At 59.9% G+C, this 21,369-nt stretch carries 21 protein-coding genes; 16 read left to right on the forward strand and 5 right to left on the reverse strand.

All coding sequences use genetic code 11. From position 1 onward, the window contains the following. Positions 1 to 17: 17 nt before the first annotated feature. The 12 genes from folP (at position 18) to ACWORE_RS00280 (ending at position 12,490) form a co-directional block, all read left to right on the forward strand. The gene (gene folP / locus ACWORE_RS00225) at positions 18 to 923 is read left to right on the forward strand and encodes a dihydropteroate synthase (RefSeq protein WP_406604995.1); all 906 of its coding nucleotides are present in this window, start codon (positions 18 to 20) and stop codon (positions 921 to 923) included. Further along, a complete protein-coding gene (gene folB / locus ACWORE_RS00230; RefSeq protein ID WP_455301952.1) occupies positions 916 to 1,785 on the forward strand; it encodes a dihydroneopterin aldolase in 870 nt (289 codons plus the stop codon). The genes folP and folB overlap by 8 nt, the downstream gene beginning before the upstream one ends. Then, complete coding sequence (locus ACWORE_RS00235; RefSeq protein ID WP_455301954.1) at positions 1,782 to 2,270, forward strand: DUF3180 domain-containing protein; 489 nt, start codon at positions 1,782 to 1,784, stop codon at positions 2,268 to 2,270. Before folB ends, ACWORE_RS00235 begins: the two co-directional genes overlap by 4 nt. After that, entirely contained in the window at positions 2,267 to 3,973 is a 1,707-nt protein-coding gene (locus ACWORE_RS00240; protein WP_455301956.1) for a DUF6779 domain-containing protein, read from the forward strand. The genes ACWORE_RS00235 and ACWORE_RS00240 overlap by 4 nt, the downstream gene beginning before the upstream one ends. A 9-nt stretch (positions 3,974 to 3,982) precedes the next feature. Further along, a complete protein-coding gene (gene panC / locus ACWORE_RS00245; protein WP_296136536.1) occupies positions 3,983 to 4,915 on the forward strand; it encodes a pantoate--beta-alanine ligase in 933 nt (310 codons plus the stop codon). Between the two features lie 49 nt (positions 4,916 to 4,964). After that, the gene (gene lysS, locus ACWORE_RS00250; RefSeq protein WP_448234387.1) at positions 4,965 to 6,575 is read left to right on the forward strand and encodes a lysine--tRNA ligase; all 1,611 of its coding nucleotides are present in this window, start codon (positions 4,965 to 4,967) and stop codon (positions 6,573 to 6,575) included. Between the two features lie 260 nt (positions 6,576 to 6,835). Continuing rightward, a complete protein-coding gene (locus tag ACWORE_RS00255) occupies positions 6,836 to 8,350 on the forward strand; it encodes an acyl-CoA dehydrogenase family protein (protein WP_455301958.1) in 1,515 nt (504 codons plus the stop codon). A gap of 127 nt (positions 8,351 to 8,477) precedes the next feature. Beyond that, entirely contained in the window at positions 8,478 to 9,686 is a 1,209-nt protein-coding gene (locus tag ACWORE_RS00260; RefSeq protein ID WP_296136530.1) for an acyl-CoA dehydrogenase family protein, read from the forward strand. A 178-nt stretch (positions 9,687 to 9,864) separates the two neighbouring features. Beyond that, the gene (locus tag ACWORE_RS00265) at positions 9,865 to 10,497 is read left to right on the forward strand and encodes a hypothetical protein (RefSeq protein ID WP_455301960.1); all 633 of its coding nucleotides are present in this window, start codon (positions 9,865 to 9,867) and stop codon (positions 10,495 to 10,497) included. A gap of 200 nt (positions 10,498 to 10,697) precedes the next feature. Then, complete coding sequence (locus tag ACWORE_RS00270) at positions 10,698 to 11,084, forward strand: DUF1304 domain-containing protein (protein ID WP_406604989.1); 387 nt, start codon at positions 10,698 to 10,700, stop codon at positions 11,082 to 11,084. 159 nt (positions 11,085 to 11,243) lie between these two features. Next, positions 11,244 to 12,101 (forward strand): bifunctional methylenetetrahydrofolate dehydrogenase/methenyltetrahydrofolate cyclohydrolase, encoded by an 858-nt coding sequence (locus ACWORE_RS00275; protein ID WP_455301962.1) that lies wholly within the window; start codon positions 11,244 to 11,246, stop codon positions 12,099 to 12,101. Further along, positions 12,098 to 12,490 carry a DUF3017 domain-containing protein gene (locus ACWORE_RS00280; protein ID WP_406604987.1) on the forward strand — a complete coding sequence of 131 codons (393 nt, stop codon included), beginning with the start codon at positions 12,098 to 12,100 and terminating at the stop codon, positions 12,488 to 12,490. Before ACWORE_RS00275 ends, ACWORE_RS00280 begins: the two co-directional genes overlap by 4 nt. A 47-nt stretch (positions 12,491 to 12,537) precedes the next feature. Here ACWORE_RS00280 and ACWORE_RS00285 read toward each other — a convergent pair whose 3' ends face one another. Next, positions 12,538 to 12,720, reverse strand: a complete 183-nt coding sequence (locus ACWORE_RS00285) for a hypothetical protein (RefSeq protein ID WP_455301964.1) — start codon at positions 12,718 to 12,720, stop codon at positions 12,538 to 12,540. Further along, complete coding sequence (locus ACWORE_RS00290) at positions 12,695 to 13,927, reverse strand: glycoside hydrolase family 5 protein (RefSeq protein ID WP_455301966.1); 1,233 nt, start codon at positions 13,925 to 13,927, stop codon at positions 12,695 to 12,697. The genes ACWORE_RS00285 and ACWORE_RS00290 overlap by 26 nt, the downstream gene beginning before the upstream one ends. Positions 13,928 to 14,081: 154 nt before the next feature. On the opposite strand from ACWORE_RS00290, the gene ACWORE_RS00295 reads away from it, so the two are divergent. Continuing rightward, positions 14,082 to 14,633 carry an N-acetyltransferase family protein gene (locus ACWORE_RS00295; protein ID WP_455301968.1) on the forward strand — a complete coding sequence of 184 codons (552 nt, stop codon included), beginning with the start codon at positions 14,082 to 14,084 and terminating at the stop codon, positions 14,631 to 14,633. 15 nt (positions 14,634 to 14,648) lie between these two features. Then, positions 14,649 to 16,016 (forward strand): glutaminase, encoded by a 1,368-nt coding sequence (locus ACWORE_RS00300; protein WP_455301970.1) that lies wholly within the window; start codon positions 14,649 to 14,651, stop codon positions 16,014 to 16,016. 6 nt (positions 16,017 to 16,022) lie between these two features. Here the strand turns inward: ACWORE_RS00300 and ACWORE_RS00305 are convergent, their stop codons facing one another. The 3 genes from ACWORE_RS00305 to ACWORE_RS00315 are packed head-to-tail and all read right to left on the reverse strand — an operon-like array spanning position 16,023 to position 18,684. After that, positions 16,023 to 16,976 carry a metal ABC transporter permease gene (locus tag ACWORE_RS00305; RefSeq protein ID WP_455301972.1) on the reverse strand — a complete coding sequence of 318 codons (954 nt, stop codon included), beginning with the start codon at positions 16,974 to 16,976 and terminating at the stop codon, positions 16,023 to 16,025. Next, positions 16,973 to 17,704: a metal ABC transporter ATP-binding protein gene (locus tag ACWORE_RS00310; protein ID WP_406604982.1), complete on the reverse strand. Its 732-nt coding sequence runs from the start codon at positions 17,702 to 17,704 to the stop codon at positions 16,973 to 16,975. Before ACWORE_RS00310 ends, ACWORE_RS00305 begins: the two co-directional genes overlap by 4 nt. Next, complete coding sequence (locus ACWORE_RS00315) at positions 17,704 to 18,684, reverse strand: metal ABC transporter substrate-binding protein (RefSeq protein WP_455301974.1); 981 nt, start codon at positions 18,682 to 18,684, stop codon at positions 17,704 to 17,706. The genes ACWORE_RS00310 and ACWORE_RS00315 overlap by 1 nt, the downstream gene beginning before the upstream one ends. A gap of 304 nt (positions 18,685 to 18,988) precedes the next feature. Between ACWORE_RS00315 and ACWORE_RS00320 the strand changes: the two genes are divergently transcribed. Continuing rightward, positions 18,989 to 19,735, forward strand: coding sequence for a metal-dependent transcriptional regulator (locus ACWORE_RS00320; protein WP_296136508.1), 747 nt, complete (start codon positions 18,989 to 18,991; stop codon positions 19,733 to 19,735). A gap of 362 nt (positions 19,736 to 20,097) precedes the next feature. Further along, positions 20,098 to 20,961: a YsnF/AvaK domain-containing protein gene (locus tag ACWORE_RS00325; protein ID WP_455301976.1), complete on the forward strand. Its 864-nt coding sequence runs from the start codon at positions 20,098 to 20,100 to the stop codon at positions 20,959 to 20,961. Positions 20,962 to 21,369 lie beyond the last annotated feature (408 nt).

Here is a 21,369-nt window from a genome sequence, read left to right on the forward strand (position 1 = left end):
GGAGCCAAACAAACATCATGGATGCACTGCGCACACACGTGATGGGTGTCCTTAACATCACCGACGACTCCTTCTCCGACGGCGGCCAATGGCTTCCCACCGACCTCACGCGCCCCGACATCGCCGTCACCCACGCACGCGACATGATCCGCGACGGAGCCACCATCATTGACATCGGCGGCGAATCCACCCGGCCCGGTGCCGTCCGCGTCACCGGACAGACCGAACTCCAGCGCGTGATCCCCGTCGTCGAAGCCCTCGCGAACGACGACGTTATGCTCTCCGTCGACACCATGCGCGCCGCCGTCGCTCGACAAGCCGTCCAAGCCGGGGCGACGCTCATCAACGACGTATCCGGAGGGCTGGCCGACCCGGACATGATCCGCGTTGCTGCAGACACCGGCGCATACCTGTGCCTCATGCACTGGGAAACGGACCGCTTCGGGGACGCCGACTCCCACGGCGCAGCCGGAGCAGACCAGGGCCTCGACCATGGGCCGCAGTTCGTCCGCCGCGTCGTCGATTTTCTCCGTCAACGCGCCACGTATGCCAGCGAGCATGGCGTCGACAAGGGAAGAATCATCATCGACCCCGGAATTGGGTTCGCCAAATCAGCGCTCGGCAACTGGTCGCTGCTGCACGGCCTCGACCAACTCACCGAGCTCGGATACCCTGTCCTCATCGGAGTTTCCCGAAAACGTTTCCTGACCAGCCTCATCGCCGGATCCGACGGCATCCCCACCGCTCCCGCCGACGCCGACGCAGCCACCGCAGCCGTCAGCGCACTGGCCGCCAGCCACGGGGCATGGGCCGTCCGCGTACACAACGTGCGCCCCAACGTGGACGCCGTCAAAGTCGCCCACGCCTGGGGCACCGCGCACGGACCCGACGTACCCCAAGGATGGAGAGCACGACGTGGCTGACCGAATAGAACTCACAGGCGTCGAGGTATATGGACACCACGGGGTATTCCCGCACGAAAAACGCGATGGCCAGCGATTCCTCACCGACGTCACCGTGTGGACTGACTTCCGACAGGCCGCCGCCACCGATGACCTCACGCACACGATCAGCTACGCCGACATCGCCGACCTCATCCACGCCACCGTCGGCGGGCCCAGTCGCGACCTCATCGAAACCGTTGCCAGCGAGATCGCCGACACCCTCATCCTCAACAACCGTGTCCACGCCGTCGAAGTCACCATTCATAAACCCGACGCGCCCATCCCGCACCCGTTCGCCGACGTTGCCGTCGTCGCACGTCGAAGCCGAAAAGACCTCCGCCACGTGGTGCTTTCCTTCGGCTCCAACATCACCGCCGACGGGATCACCCCAGGCCAACGGGTCGAACGCGCCATGCGCTGGTTTGAGAGCAGCGCGGACTACCGCGTCATCGTCACGTCCTCGCTGTACGCGACACCAGCCTGGGGCGGCGTCGAGCAGGACGACTTCATGAACTCCGTCGCCGTCGTCGAAACCATGAAAACACCCCACGATGTTCTCGACGACGCGCACGAACTCGAACGCGACGCGCACCGCACGCGCGAGGTCCACTGGGGGCCCAGGACCCTCGATATTGACCTCATTACCAGCATTAACAACGGGTCCGAGGAACACTACGACTCCGACGACCTCACGCTTCCGCACCCGTGGGCGCACCAACGTGCCTTCGTGCTCAAGCCGTGGTTGGAAGTGGAACCCCATGCTCGGTTAGAGCGGCAGAGTATTGCGTCCCTGTTGGACAGCCTGGATTCCCGCGAGGTAGAAGAGGTGAAACTGCAATGACCTCCACCAAACCCACCTACCTTGTGGCCACCGCACTCATCGTCGGGCTCGGCGCGTTCATGCTGATCTGGCGCTTTTACGGCTCCATCCCGGGGTTCAATCTGACGCTCCCCGTGATCCTGATCGTGCTCGCAGTCATCTGCACTATCGCGGGGTTCATCATTAGGAAACGAATCGCCGATAACGAAGTCGGGCAAGATCGATCACAAATACACCCGCTCACCATCGCCCGATGCTTCGTCATGGGAACGTCCACAGCCTGGTTCGGGTCCATTTGTGCAGGATCGTACGCGGGTATCGCCGTCTACCTCTGGATCAATTACAGCCGTCTGATCGCCGCCCGGGAGGACACCCCCACCGTCGTCGTCGGACTAATTGCCGCCATTCTCGTCGCCGCATCGGGTTTATGGCTGGAGCGTTGTTGCGGGGCACCCCCACCAAACGATGAAGATACGCAGTCTAGCAATGTAGTGTGGAGTTCATGACCGGCCCACAGCAATCCCACGATGGTTACGACAGCTCCAACAACCAGGGGCACTATGACGACCAGTCGCCTGACTATCGCGACGATTACCCGCCCACCAACACAGGTGGTAGCGGCAAGTTTTCCTTCGCGGCCATCGTCGTCATGCTGGTCTTTGCCGTTGTTGCGACGATCATCATGCTCTTTACGGACAGTGAAACATGGACAAAAATCGCTGTTCTCTGCGCCCTCTGGGCCGCCATCGTCGGGTGTATTGCTGTAGCACGGCTGCGGAAACAGGTGGATAACCAGCAGCGGGACACCGACAACCTTGAGCGCCTGCACCAGGCGGAGCTCGAGCGGGAACTGGCCACCCACCGCGAGCAAGAACTCATCCTGGAGCAGAACTACTATGACTCGCTGCAGGAACAAGAGCAGAACACGCTCGCCGATATCCGCGCGGAACTCACCGTGCTCCGGGAAAACCTGTCTGCCATGATGGGCACCGATCTGGACACCGAGCGCACCGCCCTCAAGGCCGAGGCACAGCGCATTCTGGAATTGGAACGCGACAGCAAAGATTCATCATCGACGACGGAAGCGCGCACGAGTGGGTCGACGTCACGGACATCATCTGTGCCGGCGTCGCACGCGCCATCGGGTAAGCGTGGGCAGAACCGTGGTGGAGCTGGGCAAACGCAGGGTGCCGGGAAAGCATCGGGCGCCGGGAACACGGCTGCCGCTCAGCCGGGACGCACGAACCAATCCTCGTCTCGATCACGCGCTGCCGATTCGACCTCCACACAGCAGGATGATAATTCCCTGCGCACGGGTTCATTCAATGCAGTGAAGTGGACTGCTCAGCCATCGCGCCGTTCAGGCTCGGGATACTCCGCGGATCAGACCACCGTATTGCCGTCTGTGGAGAAGAAATCGAACCCACAGGCTCAGCGGTCGGCCGGGTACGGGGCATCGCAGCAGCGGGCATCTCAGCCTTCACAGCAGCGGACCCAGCAGTCTCGGCCGCAGCAACAACAGCAGGCTCAACAGCAGCCCACGCGGCAGGCAACCCAACAGCAGTTTGACCGTGCGGCCCAGAACAACCAGCGGTCGAGCGCGCCGCAGGGGAGCGCGGTGTACCGCGGCGCAGACCGTGACAGCTCGCAATTCTTTGCATTCGGCGCGGGTTCCTCGTCAGCATCCTCGGCTCAGCCTGCATTCGGGTCGTCGCAGCCACAGTCGTCTCGAACGGAATCGACGCCCTATGTCGGTTCTCATCGCGGACCTAACCCGAACGCCAATTCTGCGCAGAACCGAAGCGTCACACGCAGCGGCAGCACCACGGGTGGATCTCGTCGGAACACAGATCCCGATACAGGTTCTTTCGCTGCGTTCGGTTCGGGCCGCTCCTCGGTACCGTCCTATGACCGAACCCACGCCCCAACCACGGGCGGTTTCCGGGCGCAATCACCCAGCTCAGGATCCGCACCTGCATCCGGTAGCCAAGCTAGTGGCTGCTCTCCGCACGAGGGCATGTTCACGGGGAGCCAGAATTATGGCTCGTCGGCAAGTTCGTCGAACACCCCCGATCCGCGAGGCCGTCACGAAGGGCCGCAGGATTCATCGTCGGGCGGCCGTCGGCGTCGGGCAGATAACGGAGACTCAAACCAGAACGTCACCGTCGCATCCTTACTTGAACAGCTGAAGAAGAATAGCGAGAAGTAATAACCCACCATGTCTACACCGATGAACCCCGGGTTTGCGGCCGGCGAGCTGCGCGTTCACGATTCCGCTGAGACATTCGCGGCAACGACGAGGGCGTTGCGAAAAACAGGGAAGCGTATTGTCCTTGTCCCCACCATGGGGGCCCTGCACGCGGGGCACCGCGCTCTCCTCCGAGCAGCGCACAGGCTTCCCGGGGCCGTGGTGGCGTCGTCAATTTTTGTGAATCCGGCGCAGTTCGATAACCCCGATGACTTCGAAAAATACCCCGTGACACTCCAGCGTGACCTGGATATCCTCCGCGAGGAAGGTGTGTCCCTCGCGTTCACGCCCAAGGCTGAGGACATGTACCCTCATGGGACTCGGACGATGGTTCACCCTGGTCTCGTTGCCGAGGGGCTTGAGGGGGACCGCGCTGGTCACTTTGTTGGTGTGGCCACGGTGGTCTCCAAGCTGCTCAATCTGTCCCACGCCACGGACATCGTGATGGGGGAGAAGGATTATCAGCAGCTGGTGATCATCCAGCAGCTGGTCACGGACCTCAACATGGAGGTCACGGTGCATGGGGTGCCGATCGTGCGGGAACATGATGGGCTGGCGCTCTCGTCGCGCAATGTTCGCCTGGATCCGGAGGCCCGCGTCACCGCGACGGCGATCTCGGCCGCGATGACCGCTGCGCTATACAAAGCAAAAGATGGCGCTCGCGCTGTCGAGGCGGAAGCGCGGCGGATTATGGAGGGCGAAGGCATCGATGTGCTCTACGCCGTCGTCCGCGGGAAAGACTTGGGGCCGGCTCCCGAGAACGGGGAGGGGCGACTGCTCGTTGCCGCGAAGGTCGGTGGCGTGCGGTTGATCGATAACACCGGCGTCATGTTGGGGGAGCTTCCCGCCGACAGTCCCGACATATCCGACAGCACCGACACCATCGCCCACAAAGCCGACTAGGGACGGCCCACCGGTTGCCTGTGAGGCAAGGTCAGCTACTCTTTATCGCGTGAGTAAAGCGACGAAAAACCAGGATGTCCCAGAGCAAGTTAAAGTTCGCAAGGCAAAAAGGGAGCGGTTGCTCTCCGAGGGAACTGCGCCGTACCCAGTCGACGTTGAGCGCACCCACACGTTGAAACAAATTCGCGACGCTTTCGTCGTCGATGAAGACAAAGCGGGGACCACCGAACAACGTGCCGACGGCACCGTTCGTCGTTATTTAGGTATCGGTGATGAAACGGACACTGAGGTGGCCGTGGCCGGGCGCGTGATTTTCATGCGCAATACCGGCAAGCTGTGTTTCGCCACGCTGCAAGAGGGGGACGGGACGCAGCTTCAGGCGATGCTATCGCTCGCAGAGGTGGGGGAGGACGCCCTCAAACGCTGGAAGTCCGACGTCGATATGGGCGACTTCGTGTCCATTCGTGGCCGTGTGGTGTCGTCGCGCCGCGGCGAGCTGTCGGTGTTCGCGTCGACCTGGACATTGGCGTCGAAGGCGCTGCGCCCCCTGCCCGTGTCCTTCGCCGATATGAATGAGGACACCCGCATCCGCTACCGCTACACCGATTTAATTATGCGGGACGATGCCCGCCGCATGATGATCACCCGCGTGACCGTTGTGCGTGCTGTGCGTGAGTATCTCCAGGGCCTGGGTTTCCTCGAGGTCGAGACTCCCATGTTGCAGACGTTGCATGGCGGTGCGGCTGCGCGTCCGTTTGTGACGCATTCCAACGCTCTGGATATGGACCTCTACCTGCGCATTGCGCCGGAGCTCTACCTGAAGCGCTGCGTCGTCGGCGGTATTGAGAAGGTCTTCGAGGTCAATCGGAATTTCCGGAACGAGGGCATCGACTCCTCCCACAGCCCGGAGTTCGCCATGCTGGAAACCTATCAGGCCTACGCGACGTATGACGATAACGCCGCCTCGACGCAGGGCCTGATCCAGCACTGTGCGCGCGCCGTCAACAAGTTGGTGCACGACAACTGGGACCCGGAGCAGGACCCGGATTCGCTGGTCGTCACTCTTGCCGACGGTACCACCTACGACTTTGGCGGCGAGTGGCCGAAGCTGGACATGTACGACAGCTTGAACGAGGCTTTGCAGCGCAAGTTCCCCGGCCAGCCCGAGGTAACCATTTATTCGAGCATCGATGAATTAAAGGCGATCGCGGACACGATTGGTGTGGAACCCGGCACCGGATGGGGCCACGGGAAATTCGTCGAGGAAATCTGGGAAGAGCTGTGCGCTGACCAACTGGATGGGCCGGTGTTCGTCCGTAACTTCCCGGTCGAGACGTCGCCGTTGACGCGTGATCACCGGTCGAAGCCCGGTGTGACCGAGAAGTGGGATCTGTATGTCCGAGGTTTCGAATTGGCGACGGGCTACTCCGAGTTGATTGATCCCGTTATCCAGCGTCAGCGCTTTGAGGATCAGGCCCGTTTAGCTGCTGGCGGCGATGACGAAGCCATGGTCCTGGATGAGGACTTCCTCCAGGCGATGGAGCAGGGCATGCCTCCGACGGCGGGAACCGGAATGGGCATTGACCGCTTGCTGATGGCATTAACCGGGTTGGGGATTCGGGAAACCGTGTTGTTCCCGTTGGTGAAGCCGGAGCGGTAATAGGCGGAGCGGTAAGTATCACGCCGCAAACCTCGCGTTGTAAACCGTACGCAGGAATCCGCGTGCCGTTGCCCTGGGTGAGTACTCACCTGGGGCTTTTCTCGTGAGCTCGCTTTCATTGGGGCCCTGGTCGTGGCTTTGTCGGTTTTCTTTCGTAATTGTGATACCGATCACGCGCTTGTGCGTTATGCTTATGTAAGCTTCCTGGCAATGCATCGTCGACCGGTGCGTGGCCGACACCAACGACCGAAAGGCCTTTAATGTCCTCAACGAATGAACGCGACAATGGCTCTGGCTCCGCGGCAGGCGCCCGCGACAACGCTGCGAAATCCCGCGGCAAGAACTCTGACGGCAACGATTCAACCGTCGGGAAAAATAGCATTAAGCGGGACGCGATGGGCACGGCGATGCGTCTGTTGACGCGAGTGACCGGCTCCGATTTCGCCGCGAAGTATGGCCTCAATGAACGCATTGACCGCATTGCCTATGAGTCGACGAAGACAGGCATGAAGTCTCTCGGCACGGCAACCCGCGAATTTAAGCGGGTCACCAGCGGGCAGTCTCCGATCCGCCTCCCCTTCCTCGGGCTGGGCGACGATAAGAAGATTGGCGACGAAAAACCCGACGCCGAGGCCGAGGAAAAGGCTGCGGAATCCAAGAAGATCGTGTGGGACCTCACGCCTGATGAGGACCAGGAGATGATCGTCGAGACGATCAAGGATTTCGCCGAGAAGCGCATTAGCCCCGCGGCCCACGACGCCGACGAAGCTGCGGCTGTGTCCGAGGACCTCCGCAAAGAGGCGCTAGGCCTGGGTATTTCGATGGTGAACGTTCCGGAGGAGTTCGAGGGGATCGCCACCGGGTCCAATCTCACGACGAATTTCCTCGTCACGGAGGCGCTGGCCCACGCCGATCCGGGAATTGCCCTCTCCGTGATGGCCCCGGCCGGTGTCGCCGCGACCTTGACCGCGTACGGCTCGGATGAGCAGCAGCGCACGTATTTGCCAGCGTTCGCGGGCGAGGACATTCCAATCTCCGCCGTGTCCGTCGCCGAACCTCAGCCGCTGTTCGATCCTTTTTCCTTGTCGACGACTGCCCGCCGCGAGGGCGATGACGTTGTGATCGAGGGCGTTAAGGCCTTAGTTCCCGACGCTGGCAATTGCGAACTGTTCGTCGTCGCCACCACGCTTGAAGACGCTCCGACGCTGGTCATTGTCGAATCCGATGCTGATGGCGTCGTGATTGAGCCCGATCCGAGCATGGGATTGCGCGCGGCAGGACTGGGACGGCTGCTTTTGAACGACGTGCGCGTCCCGGCGTCGAACATTCTTGGTGGGGCGGATCGCTCTGCCGAGGATAGGGAAAACGACTACCGGAACATTATTCGACGGTCCCGGTTGGGCTGGGCCGCGTTGGCTGTGGGGGCATGTTCGGCGGTGCTGGACTATGTGAAGCCCTACGTCAACGAGCGTCAGGCGTTTGGTGAGCCGATTTCTTACCGCCAGGCGGTGGCTTTCGCGGTGGCGAATATCCGCATCGAACTCGATGGTACGCGTTTGGTCGCGCTGCGTGGTTGTTCCCGCGCGGACCAGGGGCTCACGTTCCACCGCGAGGCAGCCTTGGCCCGTGACTTGGCGGCCGAGAAGGGCATGGCGATCGGTTCAGACGGAGTCCAGTTGCTGGGGGGTCATGGTTATACCAAGGAGCATCCCGTGGAGCGGTGGTACAGGGATCTGCGTGCAATCGGCGTCGCTGAAGGAACGATTGTTTTGTAAACGGCCAACCAGATCCGGCGTGAGCTGGCACTTGGCCCGCGATGTGCGCACACATGAACACGATGTTGTTAACCGAATAAAACCCGCAGCGTTGAACGCTTTTATGTGACCCCGGAGGGACACAATCATGATTAACCTAGAACTTCCTGGCTTCTTGAAGAAGGGTGCGAACCCTGGCCATCAGGCGGCCGCCGAAATCTTCCGACCCATTTCCCGTAAGTACGACCTCGCCGAGCACGAGCGCCCGGTGGAACTCGACACCATGGCCAGCATGGTGGAAGGTATGGCCGACGCTGGCCGCGGAATGGCAGGCGCGTCGGGCGGTCGCGGCGATAAGAAGAAAAAGTCCGATGGCATCCGCAATGGCGGAAATATGGCCGCGGTACTGAACGTGCTGGAGCTGTGCTGGGGCGATGTGGCCCTCACGCTATCCATCCCGTACCAGGGCCTCGGAAACTCCGCCATCGCGGCCGTCGCGACCGATGAGCAGTTGGAGCGCATCGGCAAGGTGTGGGCGTCGATGGCCATCACCGAGCCTGGTTTTGGTTCGGACTCCGCTGCCGTGTCAACAACAGCAACTCTCGACGGCGACGAGTACGTCATTAACGGTGAAAAGATCTTTGTGACGGCCGGCGAGCGCTCCGACCACGTCGTCGTGTGGGCGAGTGTGGATAAGTCCAAAGGTCGCGCGGCTATCAAGTCGTTCGTCGTGCCGAAGTCAGCCGACGGCTTCACCGTGGAACGGTTGGAGCACAAGCTAGGGATCAAGGCGTCGGACACGGCGGTATTGCGCCTGGATAATGTGCGCGTTCCGAAGGAAAACCTCTTGGGTTCGCCAGAGGTGAGCACGAAGAAGGGCTTCGCCGGAGCGATGGCGACGTTCGACAACACGCGTCCGCTGGTTGCGGCGATGGCTCTCGGATGTGCCCGTGGTGCATTGGAAAAGCTCCGTGAGGTGCTGGAAGACGCTGGTGAGGTCATTGATTATGACAAGCCGAAGTATGCTCAGTCGGCTGCCGTCGCGGAATACCTCGATTTGGAGAGCGACTGGGAAGCTGCGTACCTGTTGACGCTGCGTGCGGCGTGGATGGCGGATAATAAGAAGCCAAACACCAAGGAAGCGTCGATTGCGAAGGCGAAGGCAGGGCGCGTTGGTACTCATGTCACGCTCAAGGCTGTGGAATTGGCTGGGCCGTGGGGCTACTCCGAACGCGAGCTGCTGGAAAAGTGGTCGCGCGATTCCAAGATCTTGGATATTTTCGAGGGGACACAGCAAATCCAGCAGTTGGTTGTTGCCCGCCGTGAGCTGGGGCTGAGCTCTAAAGAACTGAAGTAGTGAGGTAAGCGGAGTAGTGGGCAACGACGTGACCAGACCACGCTGGTGCCTTCTTGATAGTGGGCGCGGGGGACGCCCACTCAGGAACAGTACGAGGTATGTTCCACTGGCCGGCTAGTCTTAAAATCACGGGACAGTCCAGTGAGGGGACTAGCTAAAAAAAGGGGGTGCGGGACAAATGACCACAATCCAACCAGTTGTCTTCCGTTGCTACGAAAACCAGGATCCGCAGTGGGAAGCCTATGGAGTTAGCCAGTCCGCGTACGGTTCGGGTAACACTCCCGCCGAAGCGCGTAATGATGTGAAATCCGCTCTTGCGCTGCTGCGCGACGTCTCACAAGATTCGATTGAGCTTGAAGAGTTTCACGAACGCTGTGTGCGTGCGGCTGACGACGCATATCCAGACATATGGGTACGCACGCGACAAGACCGCAATGGAAACAAGATGCTAACCCGTCGCCATATCGTCGATGCAGTTAAAAATGAACTAATCACGCATCCCGAGTATGTTCATACTTTCGATAATGGGTACGCCTCAACAGGGGATATTATCGCTGTTGTCGCACTCCCGGACGATATGCTCAGCGATGTTCTCAATCAGATTGGAACCGCGGACCGTGTCTATCTATGTATGCCAGTTGGAGACAATATTCAATGGCAGACGGTCTTCACAACAGAAGCAGAAGATAAGCCGATGGGCGCGACGCCAATTGCAAACCTTCCACTCAGAGATTCAGCGACTGTTGCCGATTTTATGAAGGCTACCGGCGCTATGACAGATCGCGCAGCGAATTACCTAGTAGCCGCGTAACAACCCTCGGACTAGTTTCTTCAACGGCCCTCGTCACGGTCACGGAGAAGGGCGTCCTCATACTTAGTTGGTCACCGTGTTTATGGTGAGCGGCTCAGCGTGAGACTTGTTCGTGTTAGTGGGGTTGTTGGTGTGTATGACGACAGTCCTGCCACATCTGCGGACACGTTAGCTAGGGACTTTAAGTAGAGTATCCACTCATGATCTTCTTAGGCGCAGTTGTTGCTGCTCTGGCGGCCCTCCTTCATGTGTTCATCTTTTATTTAGAGTCGGTGGCGTGGACTGGTTCTCGCGCGCGATCAGTATTCGGGATGAGTGAAGACGAAGCAGTATCCACAAAAGAACTAGCGTTTAACCAGGGTTTTTATAATCTCTTTCTCGCCCTCGAGGTGTTCGTAGCTCTTGGTTTCTTGGTTGCTGGAGCGACGGCCGTCGGCGGTGCTTTAGCTCTCGCCGACGTGGGGGCGATGCTTGCTGCGGCGCTTGTATTGTGGGTGTGGTCGCCCGACAAGCGCAGTGCAGCCGTTAAACAGGGGTCACTCCCTCTGCTCGCCGTCATTCTCATCACCATCGGACTCTGTATGTAGCAAAAGTGCTGTAGCGCTCCGGGCAACGCGTGAGCGCTGCAGAAAACTAAAGTGCCAGCGTCGTACTCGTAATTTTCACCCGGAAAATCCCATAAAGAAGCCAGAAAAATCCATAAAGAACCCGGAAACGAGAATAAGCGGGTTCGTTATACTGTCGGCATGGCTTCTTCGCTTGATGGACGTTTGTACCGCTCGGAGATCATCGAGGATCTCACCCGTCGTGTCGCAGCGTTAAAAGATGCGGGTTACCAGCCGGGTTTAGGCACAGTGCTGGTTGGTGATGATCCCGGCAGCCAAGCGTACGTCCGCATGAAGCACAAGGACTGTGAGCAGATCGGCATCCGTTCCATTCGTAAGGACCTCCAGTCGGATATTTCCCAGGAGGACCTATCGGCTGTTATCGATGAGCTTAATGCCGACGATGCTTGCACCGGCTATATTGTGCAGCTCCCGTTGCCGAAGCATCTGGATGAGAACGCCGTGTTGGAGCAGATTGACCCGGAGAAAGACGCCGATGGCCTGCATCCGGTGAACTTAGGGAAGCTGGTGCTGAATGAGCCGGCCCCGCTGCCCTGTACACCCAATGGCTGCATTCATTTGTTACGACGTTTCGGTGTGGAACTCAATGGCGCGAAAGTCGTCATCATCGGCAGGGGGATTACGGTCGGCCGACCGCTCGGGTTGATGTTGACCCGTCGAAGTGAGAACAGCACGGTGACCCTGTGCCACACGGGGACAAAGGATGTGGCGGCCGAGACTCGCGCGGCCGACGTCGTTATTGCCGCAGCCGGTAAACCACACATGCTCACCGCTGACATGATTAAGCCCGGTGCGGCCGTCTTGGATGTGGGTGTTTCTCGTGTCGACGGCAAGCTGATGGGCGACGTCGCGCCCGATGTGTGGGACAAAGCAGCGTGGGTGAGCCCGAACCCCGGGGGCGTCGGGCCCATGACGCGTTCATTCCTGATGGCGAACGTGGTGGAACGCGGTGAGCGTTTGGCGGGGATAGCTAAATGAGCGGCGCAGGGAAGACACCCATTCCCGACGCATACGTGAAGTGGGGGGACCATCTGCGGGGGGCCACGTCACAGAAGTCGATGCTGTCGAACCCACACGACGGGGATTTCGTCTCTCGCATCCCGTTGATGTACCAGCGTATCGCGGTGGCCCTATTTGTAGTCGGGATGTCTGTTGCCGCGCTCTTTGTCGCGTTCGAGCACTGGCGTCGGGGGTCGTTCGTGATGGGGGCCAGCATGGTGTGGCTGGCCATCGCCCGGGCGACGTGCGATTCGGAAACGCTCGGCGTTCTCTCCGTCCGCTCTCGTCGCTTTGATGTTGCGTTTTGTTTCGGAGTGGGCCTGGTGGCGCTGTACTTAGCCGTGTCGATGGACGCGATGGCAGGGTAGCCCGGCCGCGTCATCTAAACCGGCCGAGCCCCTCGGCTTTTCAACACCTATTTCGGCGTGATCGTGATCCGCACGTTCTTGTCGTGCGCCGTGACATGCACTGTCGTGCCGTCCTTGGCGACCTTCGCCGTTCCACCTTCAACATTGATGCTGAACCCATTGGGGTAGTTCACGGTAGGAACGACAACCTCGCTGGTGATGTCCTTATCGAACGTTCCTTTGCCGTCCACGCGGTCCGTCGTCCAGCTGGCCGTGTAGGTTTTTGCCTTCGGATCCCAGTTTGTCGACGTCGTCGGTCGCGCCGAATTCGGAGAGCAGCGTCGCCGAGTTGTTAGCAGCGGACACCTTGTCGGCATTGTTGAAGGTGATGCCGTCGGGGATGGTGCATCCGGTGTACGTGCCGGCGATGGCATTGGTCGGGCAGTACACGTGCCAGCTGAGCGCGGTTCCCGCAGATGCCGGGACACGCGGCGCGGTCGGGCGAGTGTTGAAGCCCATGTTCCACATGGAGTAGGGCTCGTAGTGAACGATCGCCTGGGGGTCCGCGGCGGTGATGGAATCTGCGGCTTTTTGGTGAAGCGCGTCGAGGTGCTGGGTGGCCGCCCCACAATCACCGAGGGCGAGGTAGCACAAGGGGTACGCGCTGCCGGGCCACGGCTCATTCATGATGTCGTACCCCATCATGCCTGGTAGTGAGCCCATTTTCTCAGCGACGTGCTTCCACATGGCGGCGTAGCGGTCTTGCAGGCCAACGCCCCCGGGGCCGGGCTTGTTCGTCAAAAAGTTGTCATAGGCGCGGATCAGGCCGATATTGACCGCTTGGTTAGTCGGGAAGCCGACTTTCAGAAGGCTCGGCAGGCCGTCGTCGATAACCGCCCAGTCAGGGGCGAATTCGCCTTCGAACTTCTCGTTGTACATGTCCTGGTGGGCGTCGATCAGCGTCATGATGCCGCGTTTGCTTAGCATCTTGACGGTGTTCGCGATGGAGTCTAGGTATGCGTCGTCGTACTGTCCCGGTTCGGGCTCGACAGCTTTCCAAATGATGCCCAGGCGGACGGAGTCAAAACCTTCCTTGGCAAGCCAGTCGGCGTCGTCCTCGTTGAAGCCACCTGCTTCGGCAGTGTACGGCGGGTGTTTGTACACCATGTTGACGCCTTGGGTGAGGACCGCGCGGCCGCTGCCGTCGGTGTACCATTTTCCACTTTGCCCGATGTGCCCTCGTGCGGTGATGGAGGCCGGTTCCTGTTGGCTTCCGGCGAGTGCTGTGCGTGGTATCAGAGTCATTGCCGACGCCACCAGCACGGCGGCTGCGACGATGGCGAAGAGTGCGCGACTATGTGTTGCCGCCAACCCGCGGGTACGTGTTGCAAACGATGCGCGGTGTGGCGCGGGGGAGCTGCTCGGGCGGGAGAGTGCGCCCGGGGAACGAGTTTTCATAGTTGTTATCGTACTGGGTGCACCAGAATGTGGTTCGGTGCACCAGAATGTGGGTAGTGGAAGGGCTCGCGAGCGGGCGTTAGGGTAGGGGCGTTGTGCTTAGGCGTTCGGCCCGCGAGCACGTCGCTTCATCGATGAGGAGGTTAAGGGAAGAATGGCAGGGGTTTCACACGTTTCAGGTGCTTCACGTGGTTCAGCGGTTTCCCGTTGTGACGAGGATGTGACGATCCGGCGAGCTCAGGAGGAGGATAGGGATTTCCTGATCCGCATGAATCACTTGACGGAGACGTGGGGCGATGAGGACGCTGCCCAGGAGCAGGACTTTTCCGAATCCGACCGTCACTACGTCGGCAAGTGGACCCCTGACCAGGGCGGAGTGATTGCGGTTCAGGCTGGTGAGCCGATTGGTGCGGCGTGGTTGCGTACGTTTACCGCGGAGGATCCGGGGACCGGTTTCGTGGAGGAGAAGTATCCGGAGGTGGCGATCGCTCTGGCACCAGGTCACACGGGTGGGGGTCTCGGCCGTCGTTTATTGACGGCGGCTCTGGATCAGGCGCGGGATGATGGGCGCCCGGGAGTGAGTTTGTGTGTAGAGAAGGGCAATGACCGTGCCCAGGCCTTGTATGAGAAACTTGGTTTCCGCTACGTGACGACGAGGGAGTCTGAGGGTAGTACATACACGGTGATGGTTCACACCTATGAATGATCGGAGCAAAACTCTATGAAATCCATGGTCACTGATTATTTGGACGAGGTTCTCGAGGACGTTCGCCCAGGTGATCGGGGTGCTCCCGCGAGCTACATTCCGGAACTGGCCAATGTTGACCCCGAAAGATTCGGTGTCAGCTTGGCGACGATCGACGGCAAGGTGTACGGCTCCGGCGATACGGAGACTGAGTTCACCATTCAGTCGATCGCGAAGCCATTTGTGTATGCGCTTGCCCTGGAAGACCGTGGTTTTCGCGATGTCTTGAAGCGTGTCAGCGTGGAACCGTCCGGTGAGGCTTTCAACGAGGTGTCCCTGGACGAGGAGGGGCGCCCGCTCAACCCCATGATTAATGCTGGCGCGCTGACGACGCATTCCTTGGTGGGCGGCGACGATTGGACCCAGGGTCAGCGCCTCCAGCGGATCATTGATGGTTTGTCGGCTTTCGCTGGCCGTCGGTTGCAGGTTGACGAGCGGGTGTGTGGTTCGGAGCTGGAACACGCTCACCGGAACTTGTCCATCGCCCACATGCTCCGCAGCTACGACATATTCCCCCAGGATCCGCGGGTGATCGTGGAGGGCTACACGCGGTCCTGCTCTCTTCTGGTATCGACGCGGGACCTGACGATCATGGCCGCGACCTTGGCGAACAAGGGCATTAACCCGATCACCGGCGAGAAAGTGGTGTCGGGTCGCGTGGTCCGCCAGGTTCTGAGCGTCATGACGACGTGCGGCATGTATGACGCTGCGGGCGACTGGGTGACCCAGGTTGGCATCCCGGCTAAGTCGGGCGTCGCGGGTGGTTTGATTGGCGCGTTGCCTGGTCAGATTGGGGTGGCGACGTTCTCGCCTCGGCTGGACGAACATGGCAATAGTGTGCGCGGTGTGCGTCTTTTTGAGCGGATGTCCCGGGACATGGGGATCCACCTCATGGAGGTTCCTCCGTCGGTGCAGACGGTGATCCGGAACACGACGGTGCTGGTCCAGGACCTGACTGACGACGAAAAGGCGCAGGGAGTGAAGCCGCAGAAGATCAAGGTCTATTCGATCCAGGGGAGTTTGCGTTTCGCCGGTGCGGAGAAGATCGTCCGCGAGTTCTCAAGCACGACGATTAAAGAGCCGGCGGTGGCCCTGGACCTGACTGATGTTCACGCGTTGGATGGGGTCGCGCGGCGCATGATCCTGGAGGTCGCGCGACGGTTAACTCTGGACGGTAAGCGCGTATATCTGATCGACCCGGCCGATGTTATTCCGAGGCCTGACTCCGGTGATGGTGGGCAGGTCATTGTGGTCCAGGACCGCGCGGAGCTCAGGGCCCACCAGCCGGAGAAGCGTAAGAAGGGGAAGAAGGGGAAGGCCGCTAAGAAAGGGAAGAAGAAATAGCCGACGTTAGGTCTGTGCGGCTCGTTGTTGCGCGCCCTCCTCGTGCGGCTTCTTCTCCTCCCGTGGCGTGCCCTGATGAGCCCGGTGCCGCACACGCGACACCCAGTGTTTCGTCGCAAATACGACCATGAATGTGCAGCCCTGCACGACGACGATCATGCCTCCGCTGGACACGTCGGTCCAGTAGCTGATCAGCAGGCCGGTCATGGCCGTCACCCAACTGATGACCGGCGTCCAGATAAGCGTGCTGCGCATCCGGGCGAAGATGAGAAGGCTGATCGCGCCGGGTGTGATCAGCATGGCGACCACAAGGATCACGCCCACTGCCTGCATCGACGCCACAATGACGAGCGCGAGCATGGTGAGCATGAACCCGCGCATGAGTGTGGGATTGATGCCGAGCGACCGGGCGTTGATCGCGTCGAAACTCCAGAGAGTAATGTCCCGCCGTTTGATCAGCACAAGTGCCGACGCGAGTAGCGCGATGACGACAACTTGGATGAGGGCGGATTGCCGCACACCCAGGAGATTTCCGAAGAGAATGGAGTGTAGGTCGGTTGTCGACGGCGTCATGGAGATGAGTACCAGGCCGAATGCGAAAAATGTGGTGAAGACGATGCCGATGGCGGTGTCGTCCTTGAGGTTCGTTTTTCCGCGGATGGTCCCGATGAGGCCGACGGTGAGCAGTGCGGCGATCAGCGCGCCGATGGAGAACGGGATGCCCAGGATATAGGAGATAACGACGCCGGGGAGGACGGCGTGCGAGATCGCGTCGCCGAGGAGCGACCATCCGAGCAGGATTACCCAGGCGGAGAGAAGTCCGGTGCACAGTGCCGTCACAGAGGTGACGATGACAGCGCGCTGCATAAAGCTATAGGTGAAGGGTTCGATAAACGCTGATGCAAGTGATGCGTGGATCGGTGCGCCAGGGAACGCGCCGGTTAACGCAAAGGGGTTCATTCTGCGTCGCCGTCCTTCCTCATGTCCTCCATCAGCGCGGTTCCCAATAGAACGCTGGGTGAGGCGGCGAACAGCGTGTCATCCGGTGCCCCGTCGCTAATAATTGTTTTTTGTAGGACAACGATCCGATCCATTGAGCGGAGCGTGCCCAGGTGGTGCGTCGAGAGCAGAATGAGGGCGCCGCGATCGCGCCGGGCGGTGAGGACGCGGAACAGCACTTCTTCGGTGTCCTGATCAACGCCGGCGAAGGGCTCGTCCAAGATGAGGATCGGCGCCTGCGTGGCGAGTGCGCGAGCGATGAAAACGCGCTTCTTCTGCCCTCCGGAGAGCTGCCGGATCGAGCGGGTGGCGTAAGCGGTCATTCCTACGCTGGCCAGCGCCTCGTCGGCAGTAGTTTTGTCGTCGCGAGTGGGGTGCCGGAATGCGGTGAGGACAACGTCGCGCACGGTCATGGGGAAGTCCCAGTTCACGGCCTCGGTTTGCGGCATGTAGGTGATGCGGCCGTCCACGGTCAGGGTGCCGGTGGTGGGGCGCAGTTGGCCGGTGATGGCGTTGAATAGCGTTGATTTGCCGGCGCCGTTCGCCCCGATGATCGCGGTCATGGTTCCGGGGAAGAACGACGCGGTCACGTCGCGCAATGCGGTCACAGGTTCGCCGGAGTTGTGCGTGTAGGTTACTCCGAGATTATCGACGCTGACCAGGGGTTTTCTCGGTGTTTCGGCCTGCATTAGCTGGTGAGTCCTTTGCTGATGGCGTCGGCGTCGTACCGGATGAGGTCCAGGTAGGTGGGGACGGGGCCGTCGTGGTCGGACAGCGAGTCGACGTAGAGGATGCCGCCGTCTTTTGCCCCGGTGGCGCGGACGATTTGTTCGCGGGGGCCGGAGTCCACGGTGGATTCGCAGAACACAGCGGGGACCTGGTGCTCGCGCACGAACTCCTCGGTCTCCTTCATGCGTTGAGGTGTGGCTTCGGTTTCCGCGTTGACGGGCCAAATGTAGTGCTCGGTGAGCTCCGCGTCTTTGGCCAGGTAGGAGAACGCTCCTTCGCAGGTCACGAGCGCGCGCTTGTCCTTGGGAACGGTCTCGAGGTCGGCACGGAGGTCGTTACCGATGGTGTCCAGCTTGGCGGAGTACTTCTTCGCGTTGTCGTTGTAGTCGTCTTTGTGGTCAGGGTCGATGTCCCCGAGGGCCTTCGCAATGGTGGTCGCGTACTTCTTCACGTTGGTAGGGCTCATCCACGCGTGCGGGTTGTCCTCGCCGCTGGCTTCACCGTCGGTGATGGGGAGCGGCTCAATCCCATCAGTGGCGACGACGCGTTTGGCGTCGGAATTGCTTGTGAGCTTGTCCAACCAGTGCTCGAGACCGAGGCCATTCGAGATGATGAGGTCCGCTTTTGCTGCCGATTTGAGGTCCGACGGGGTGGGGTCGTAGCCATGGATTTCGGTGCCGGGCTTGGTGAGGGAGTTGACGTTGACGTGTTCGCCGGCGACGTTCCGGGCGATGTCTGCGAGGACCGTGAACGCTGCCAAGACGTCTTTCTTCCCGTTGTCATCGTCGGAGAGGGCGCTGCAGCCGCTGGCGGTGAGCCCGACAACGAGCGCGGTCGCGATGGCGGGCAGGATTTTTGCGTGTCGACGGGGGTGTTTGGATGCGGTGGATCGTGAGCGCGGATTATGCGTCGGGGAGGAAGGGCAGAGTGAGGGAGCCATGTAAATCCTTACGTTCGGGTGTTAGTTCTTAGTTTTCGGTTGTCGGTTCCTGGGGACCGGAGACGCGATGGATATGCCCGTTTATCGGGGATTTAGCGGAAGATGTCTCCCGGAAATACCAACCCCCTGAATAAAAAATTCATCGTGTTTATTATAAAAGTTCAATGCAATGTATTTTCAAACTGGGGGAACCTTATGTCCACCCGCCGAGGCTGTCAAGGGCCTTGGTTCGGTGGCCCTAGTTTGATAGCTCCGTGTGGCGACCCCTAGCTTGATGTGCTGGTCACCTAATACGATGAGGGGCATGCACGTTTCTGAATTGCCGGACCGCACCCAGGACTACCTGAAGGTGATTTATGACCTGGGCGAGTGGAACGCGGGCCCGGTCACGTCGACGCGGATCGGCGAAGTCCTAGGGCAGAAAGCGTCGACGGTGTCAGAGGCGTTGAAGCGGCTGGTGCAGCAGGGGCTCATTGTTCATGAGGCGTATAAGCCCATCGAGCTCTCCTCAACCGGGCGACCGTTGGCTTTGCAAATGGTTCGTCGGCACCGCTTGTTGGAGATGTACCTGTGCGAGTGCGTTGGCTATAGCTGGGATGAAGTTCATGACGAGGCCGAGCACCTTGAGCATGCCGTGTCGGACACGTTTGTCGAGCGCATCGCTGCTCTTATGGGCAATCCCACGCGCGATCCGCATGGCGATCCCATCCCGGACAAGGAGGGGAACGTCGCCGAAACCGATCCTGGCTTGCCGCTGGATACCGCGCAGGAAGGTGACGTGGTGCGGATTGTGCGCATTGCTGACCGTGACTCGGGTCTTTTGCGTTATTTAGCAACGAAGGGAATCGTGCCGGGGGTCAATGTTGCTGTTTTGCCACGCCCTTACGGCGGGATGATGAACATTCAGCTGGTGGCAAAAAGGGAGGGCGCTTCTGACGCTCCCGACGTCAAAGACCACGCGGTGACCACCCCTGCGCCATCGAGTACCGAGAACGGGGTTGGTATAGCAAGCATTAGCGCAGCGTCGGCAAGGGATATCAGGGTCAAATAGGTGACGAGGTGCAGCCCCCGTCGGCAAGCATTCTTTCGGGGGTACAGGAAAATCAGTTAATTGTTACTTGATCGTTATGTAGTCCTTATAATCGCAGTTTGAAGCTTTGTAGCATTAGGTTGGGGGCTGCAGAGTGGTAGCAAAAATAGCCCTCTTTGTCGCGATATAGTAGCGGAGCTGAGATAAGCCAGCTAGTGTGAATTGTGTTCGGGATGCGAAAGCGTTCAGGCAACCTAACGTAGATTGACGTGCTACTCCCTGGGGGTGCTCCCATTGCGGTTTCGGTTTTTGTAGCACGCCCACTGCGTTGTTTTAACAGTTTTATTAGATATATTGCGTAACTATCAGTAAAGGAGATTTACGTGGCTGATCAGAAGTTCATTCAGGCCGTGCTCGAGTCCACCGCTTTCGACAAGAATGGCGACAAGGTTGGCAAAATTGGCCAGCTTTTCGTCGACAGCAATAGCGGTGAGCCGACGTTCGTAGCCGTGAACACCGGACTGTTTGGTCGTAATAGTTCCCTCGTCCCGCTGGCTGGCGCCAAGCTGAACAACGAGGAACTCCATGTTGCTCACACCAAGGATGAGATCTCGGACGCTCCGAACATCTCGGACACCGACGAAGGTCTGGAGCCCGAGGAAGAAGAGCGCCTGTACAAGCACTACGGCTTGACGACGCAGGACTCCGCTCAGACTCAGACCTCTGACCGCGGAAACGCTGCTCAGGCTGGCACCGGCGCTGCCGCTGGTACCGCTGCTGGAACGACGGGTCGTCGTGAGGAAACTGCGAAGACCTCCGCTGAGACCAAGAAGACTTCCGCTGACACTGGCAAGAAGCCTGTTACCTCCGACGACGGCTCCGTGATCCGTTCCGAAGAGCAGCTCAACGTTAACAAGGAGAAGGTTGCCTCCGGTCGTGCTCGGCTGCGCAAGTACGTCGTCGAGGACACCGAAACCGTTGAGGTTCCGGTAAGCCGCGAAGAGGTTAAGGTCGAGCGCGAGAAGCTCTCGCCTGAGGAAGCTAAGAAGCTGGGCAACACCCGCATTGGCGAAGAAAACGCTGACGTTGTGCTCCACGAAGAGCAGGTCAACGTTGACAAGGAAACCGTGCCGGTGGAGAAGGTCAACCTGAACAAGGAGACAGTCACCGACAAGGAGAAGGTGTCCGAGGACCTCAAGAAGGAACGCGTCGAGTTCCAGGATGAGACTAAGGACGGCAAGAAGTAGTCCAAGTGGGTTATTAGTCCGCGAGCTATGGGCCCGTGATTTCATGAGGTCTCAAGGGGCGTAAGTTCACGGTGTTCGGAGGGTTAGTTCTCCTTCATAGTTAGACAAACGGCGTGCTTACCAGGGTGGTAGGCGCCCCTTTTGTTGTGTCCGAGGGGCTTTAATCCTGCTTTGCGATGGTGTCTGGGGTTCGGGGGCGCGCGTGGCTGCCGTGCAGCTCCCATGTGGCCCGTGCGCGGGGGCTTCTGATTTGAGTGTGTGGCTTCTGCGCGGAGTTTGCGGGGTTTGTGCACGCGCTCTGGAAAAACTGCGGGGGTGTATCGGGGTCGGTTGTGAAAACTGCGAGGGTATATGGTCAATTTTTGGCGGTTTTGCGCCCATATACCCCCGCACTTTTATTTGGGGCGC

This window comes from Corynebacterium sp. c7Ub_26, assembly GCF_053760365.1.

Bases quoted from the DNA above. Each gene is read 5' to 3' on its own strand.
- ACWORE_RS00280 (WP_406604987.1), top strand. From the start codon at position 12,098: ATGAGCGGCGCAGGGAAGACACCCATTCCCGACGCATACGTGAAGTGG.
- ACWORE_RS00255 (WP_455301958.1), top strand. From the start codon at position 6,836: ATGTCCTCAACGAATGAACGCGACAATGGCTCTGGCTCCGCGGCAGGC.
- ACWORE_RS00275 (WP_455301962.1), top strand. From the start codon at position 11,244: ATGGCTTCTTCGCTTGATGGACGTTTGTACCGCTCGGAGATCATCGAG.
- panC (WP_296136536.1), top strand. From the start codon at position 3,983: ATGTCTACACCGATGAACCCCGGGTTTGCGGCCGGCGAGCTGCGCGTT.
- ACWORE_RS00310 (WP_406604982.1), bottom strand. From the start codon at position 17,704: ATGCAGGCCGAAACACCGAGAAAACCCCTGGTCAGCGTCGATAATCTC.
- ACWORE_RS00240 (WP_455301956.1), top strand. From the start codon at position 2,267: ATGACCGGCCCACAGCAATCCCACGATGGTTACGACAGCTCCAACAAC.
- ACWORE_RS00290 (WP_455301966.1), bottom strand. From the start codon at position 13,927: ATGAAAACTCGTTCCCCGGGCGCACTCTCCCGCCCGAGCAGCTCCCCC.
- ACWORE_RS00295 (WP_455301968.1), top strand. From the start codon at position 14,082: ATGGCAGGGGTTTCACACGTTTCAGGTGCTTCACGTGGTTCAGCGGTT.
- ACWORE_RS00315 (WP_455301974.1), bottom strand. From the start codon at position 18,684: ATGGCTCCCTCACTCTGCCCTTCCTCCCCGACGCATAATCCGCGCTCA.
- ACWORE_RS00260 (WP_296136530.1), top strand. From the start codon at position 8,478: ATGATTAACCTAGAACTTCCTGGCTTCTTGAAGAAGGGTGCGAACCCT.
- ACWORE_RS00265 (WP_455301960.1), top strand. From the start codon at position 9,865: ATGACCACAATCCAACCAGTTGTCTTCCGTTGCTACGAAAACCAGGAT.
- ACWORE_RS00270 (WP_406604989.1), top strand. From the start codon at position 10,698: ATGATCTTCTTAGGCGCAGTTGTTGCTGCTCTGGCGGCCCTCCTTCAT.
- ACWORE_RS00320 (WP_296136508.1), top strand. From the start codon at position 18,989: ATGCACGTTTCTGAATTGCCGGACCGCACCCAGGACTACCTGAAGGTG.
- ACWORE_RS00305 (WP_455301972.1), bottom strand. From the start codon at position 16,976: ATGAACCCCTTTGCGTTAACCGGCGCGTTCCCTGGCGCACCGATCCAC.
- folP (WP_406604995.1), top strand. From the start codon at position 18: ATGGATGCACTGCGCACACACGTGATGGGTGTCCTTAACATCACCGAC.
- ACWORE_RS00235 (WP_455301954.1), top strand. From the start codon at position 1,782: ATGACCTCCACCAAACCCACCTACCTTGTGGCCACCGCACTCATCGTC.
- ACWORE_RS00300 (WP_455301970.1), top strand. From the start codon at position 14,649: ATGAAATCCATGGTCACTGATTATTTGGACGAGGTTCTCGAGGACGTT.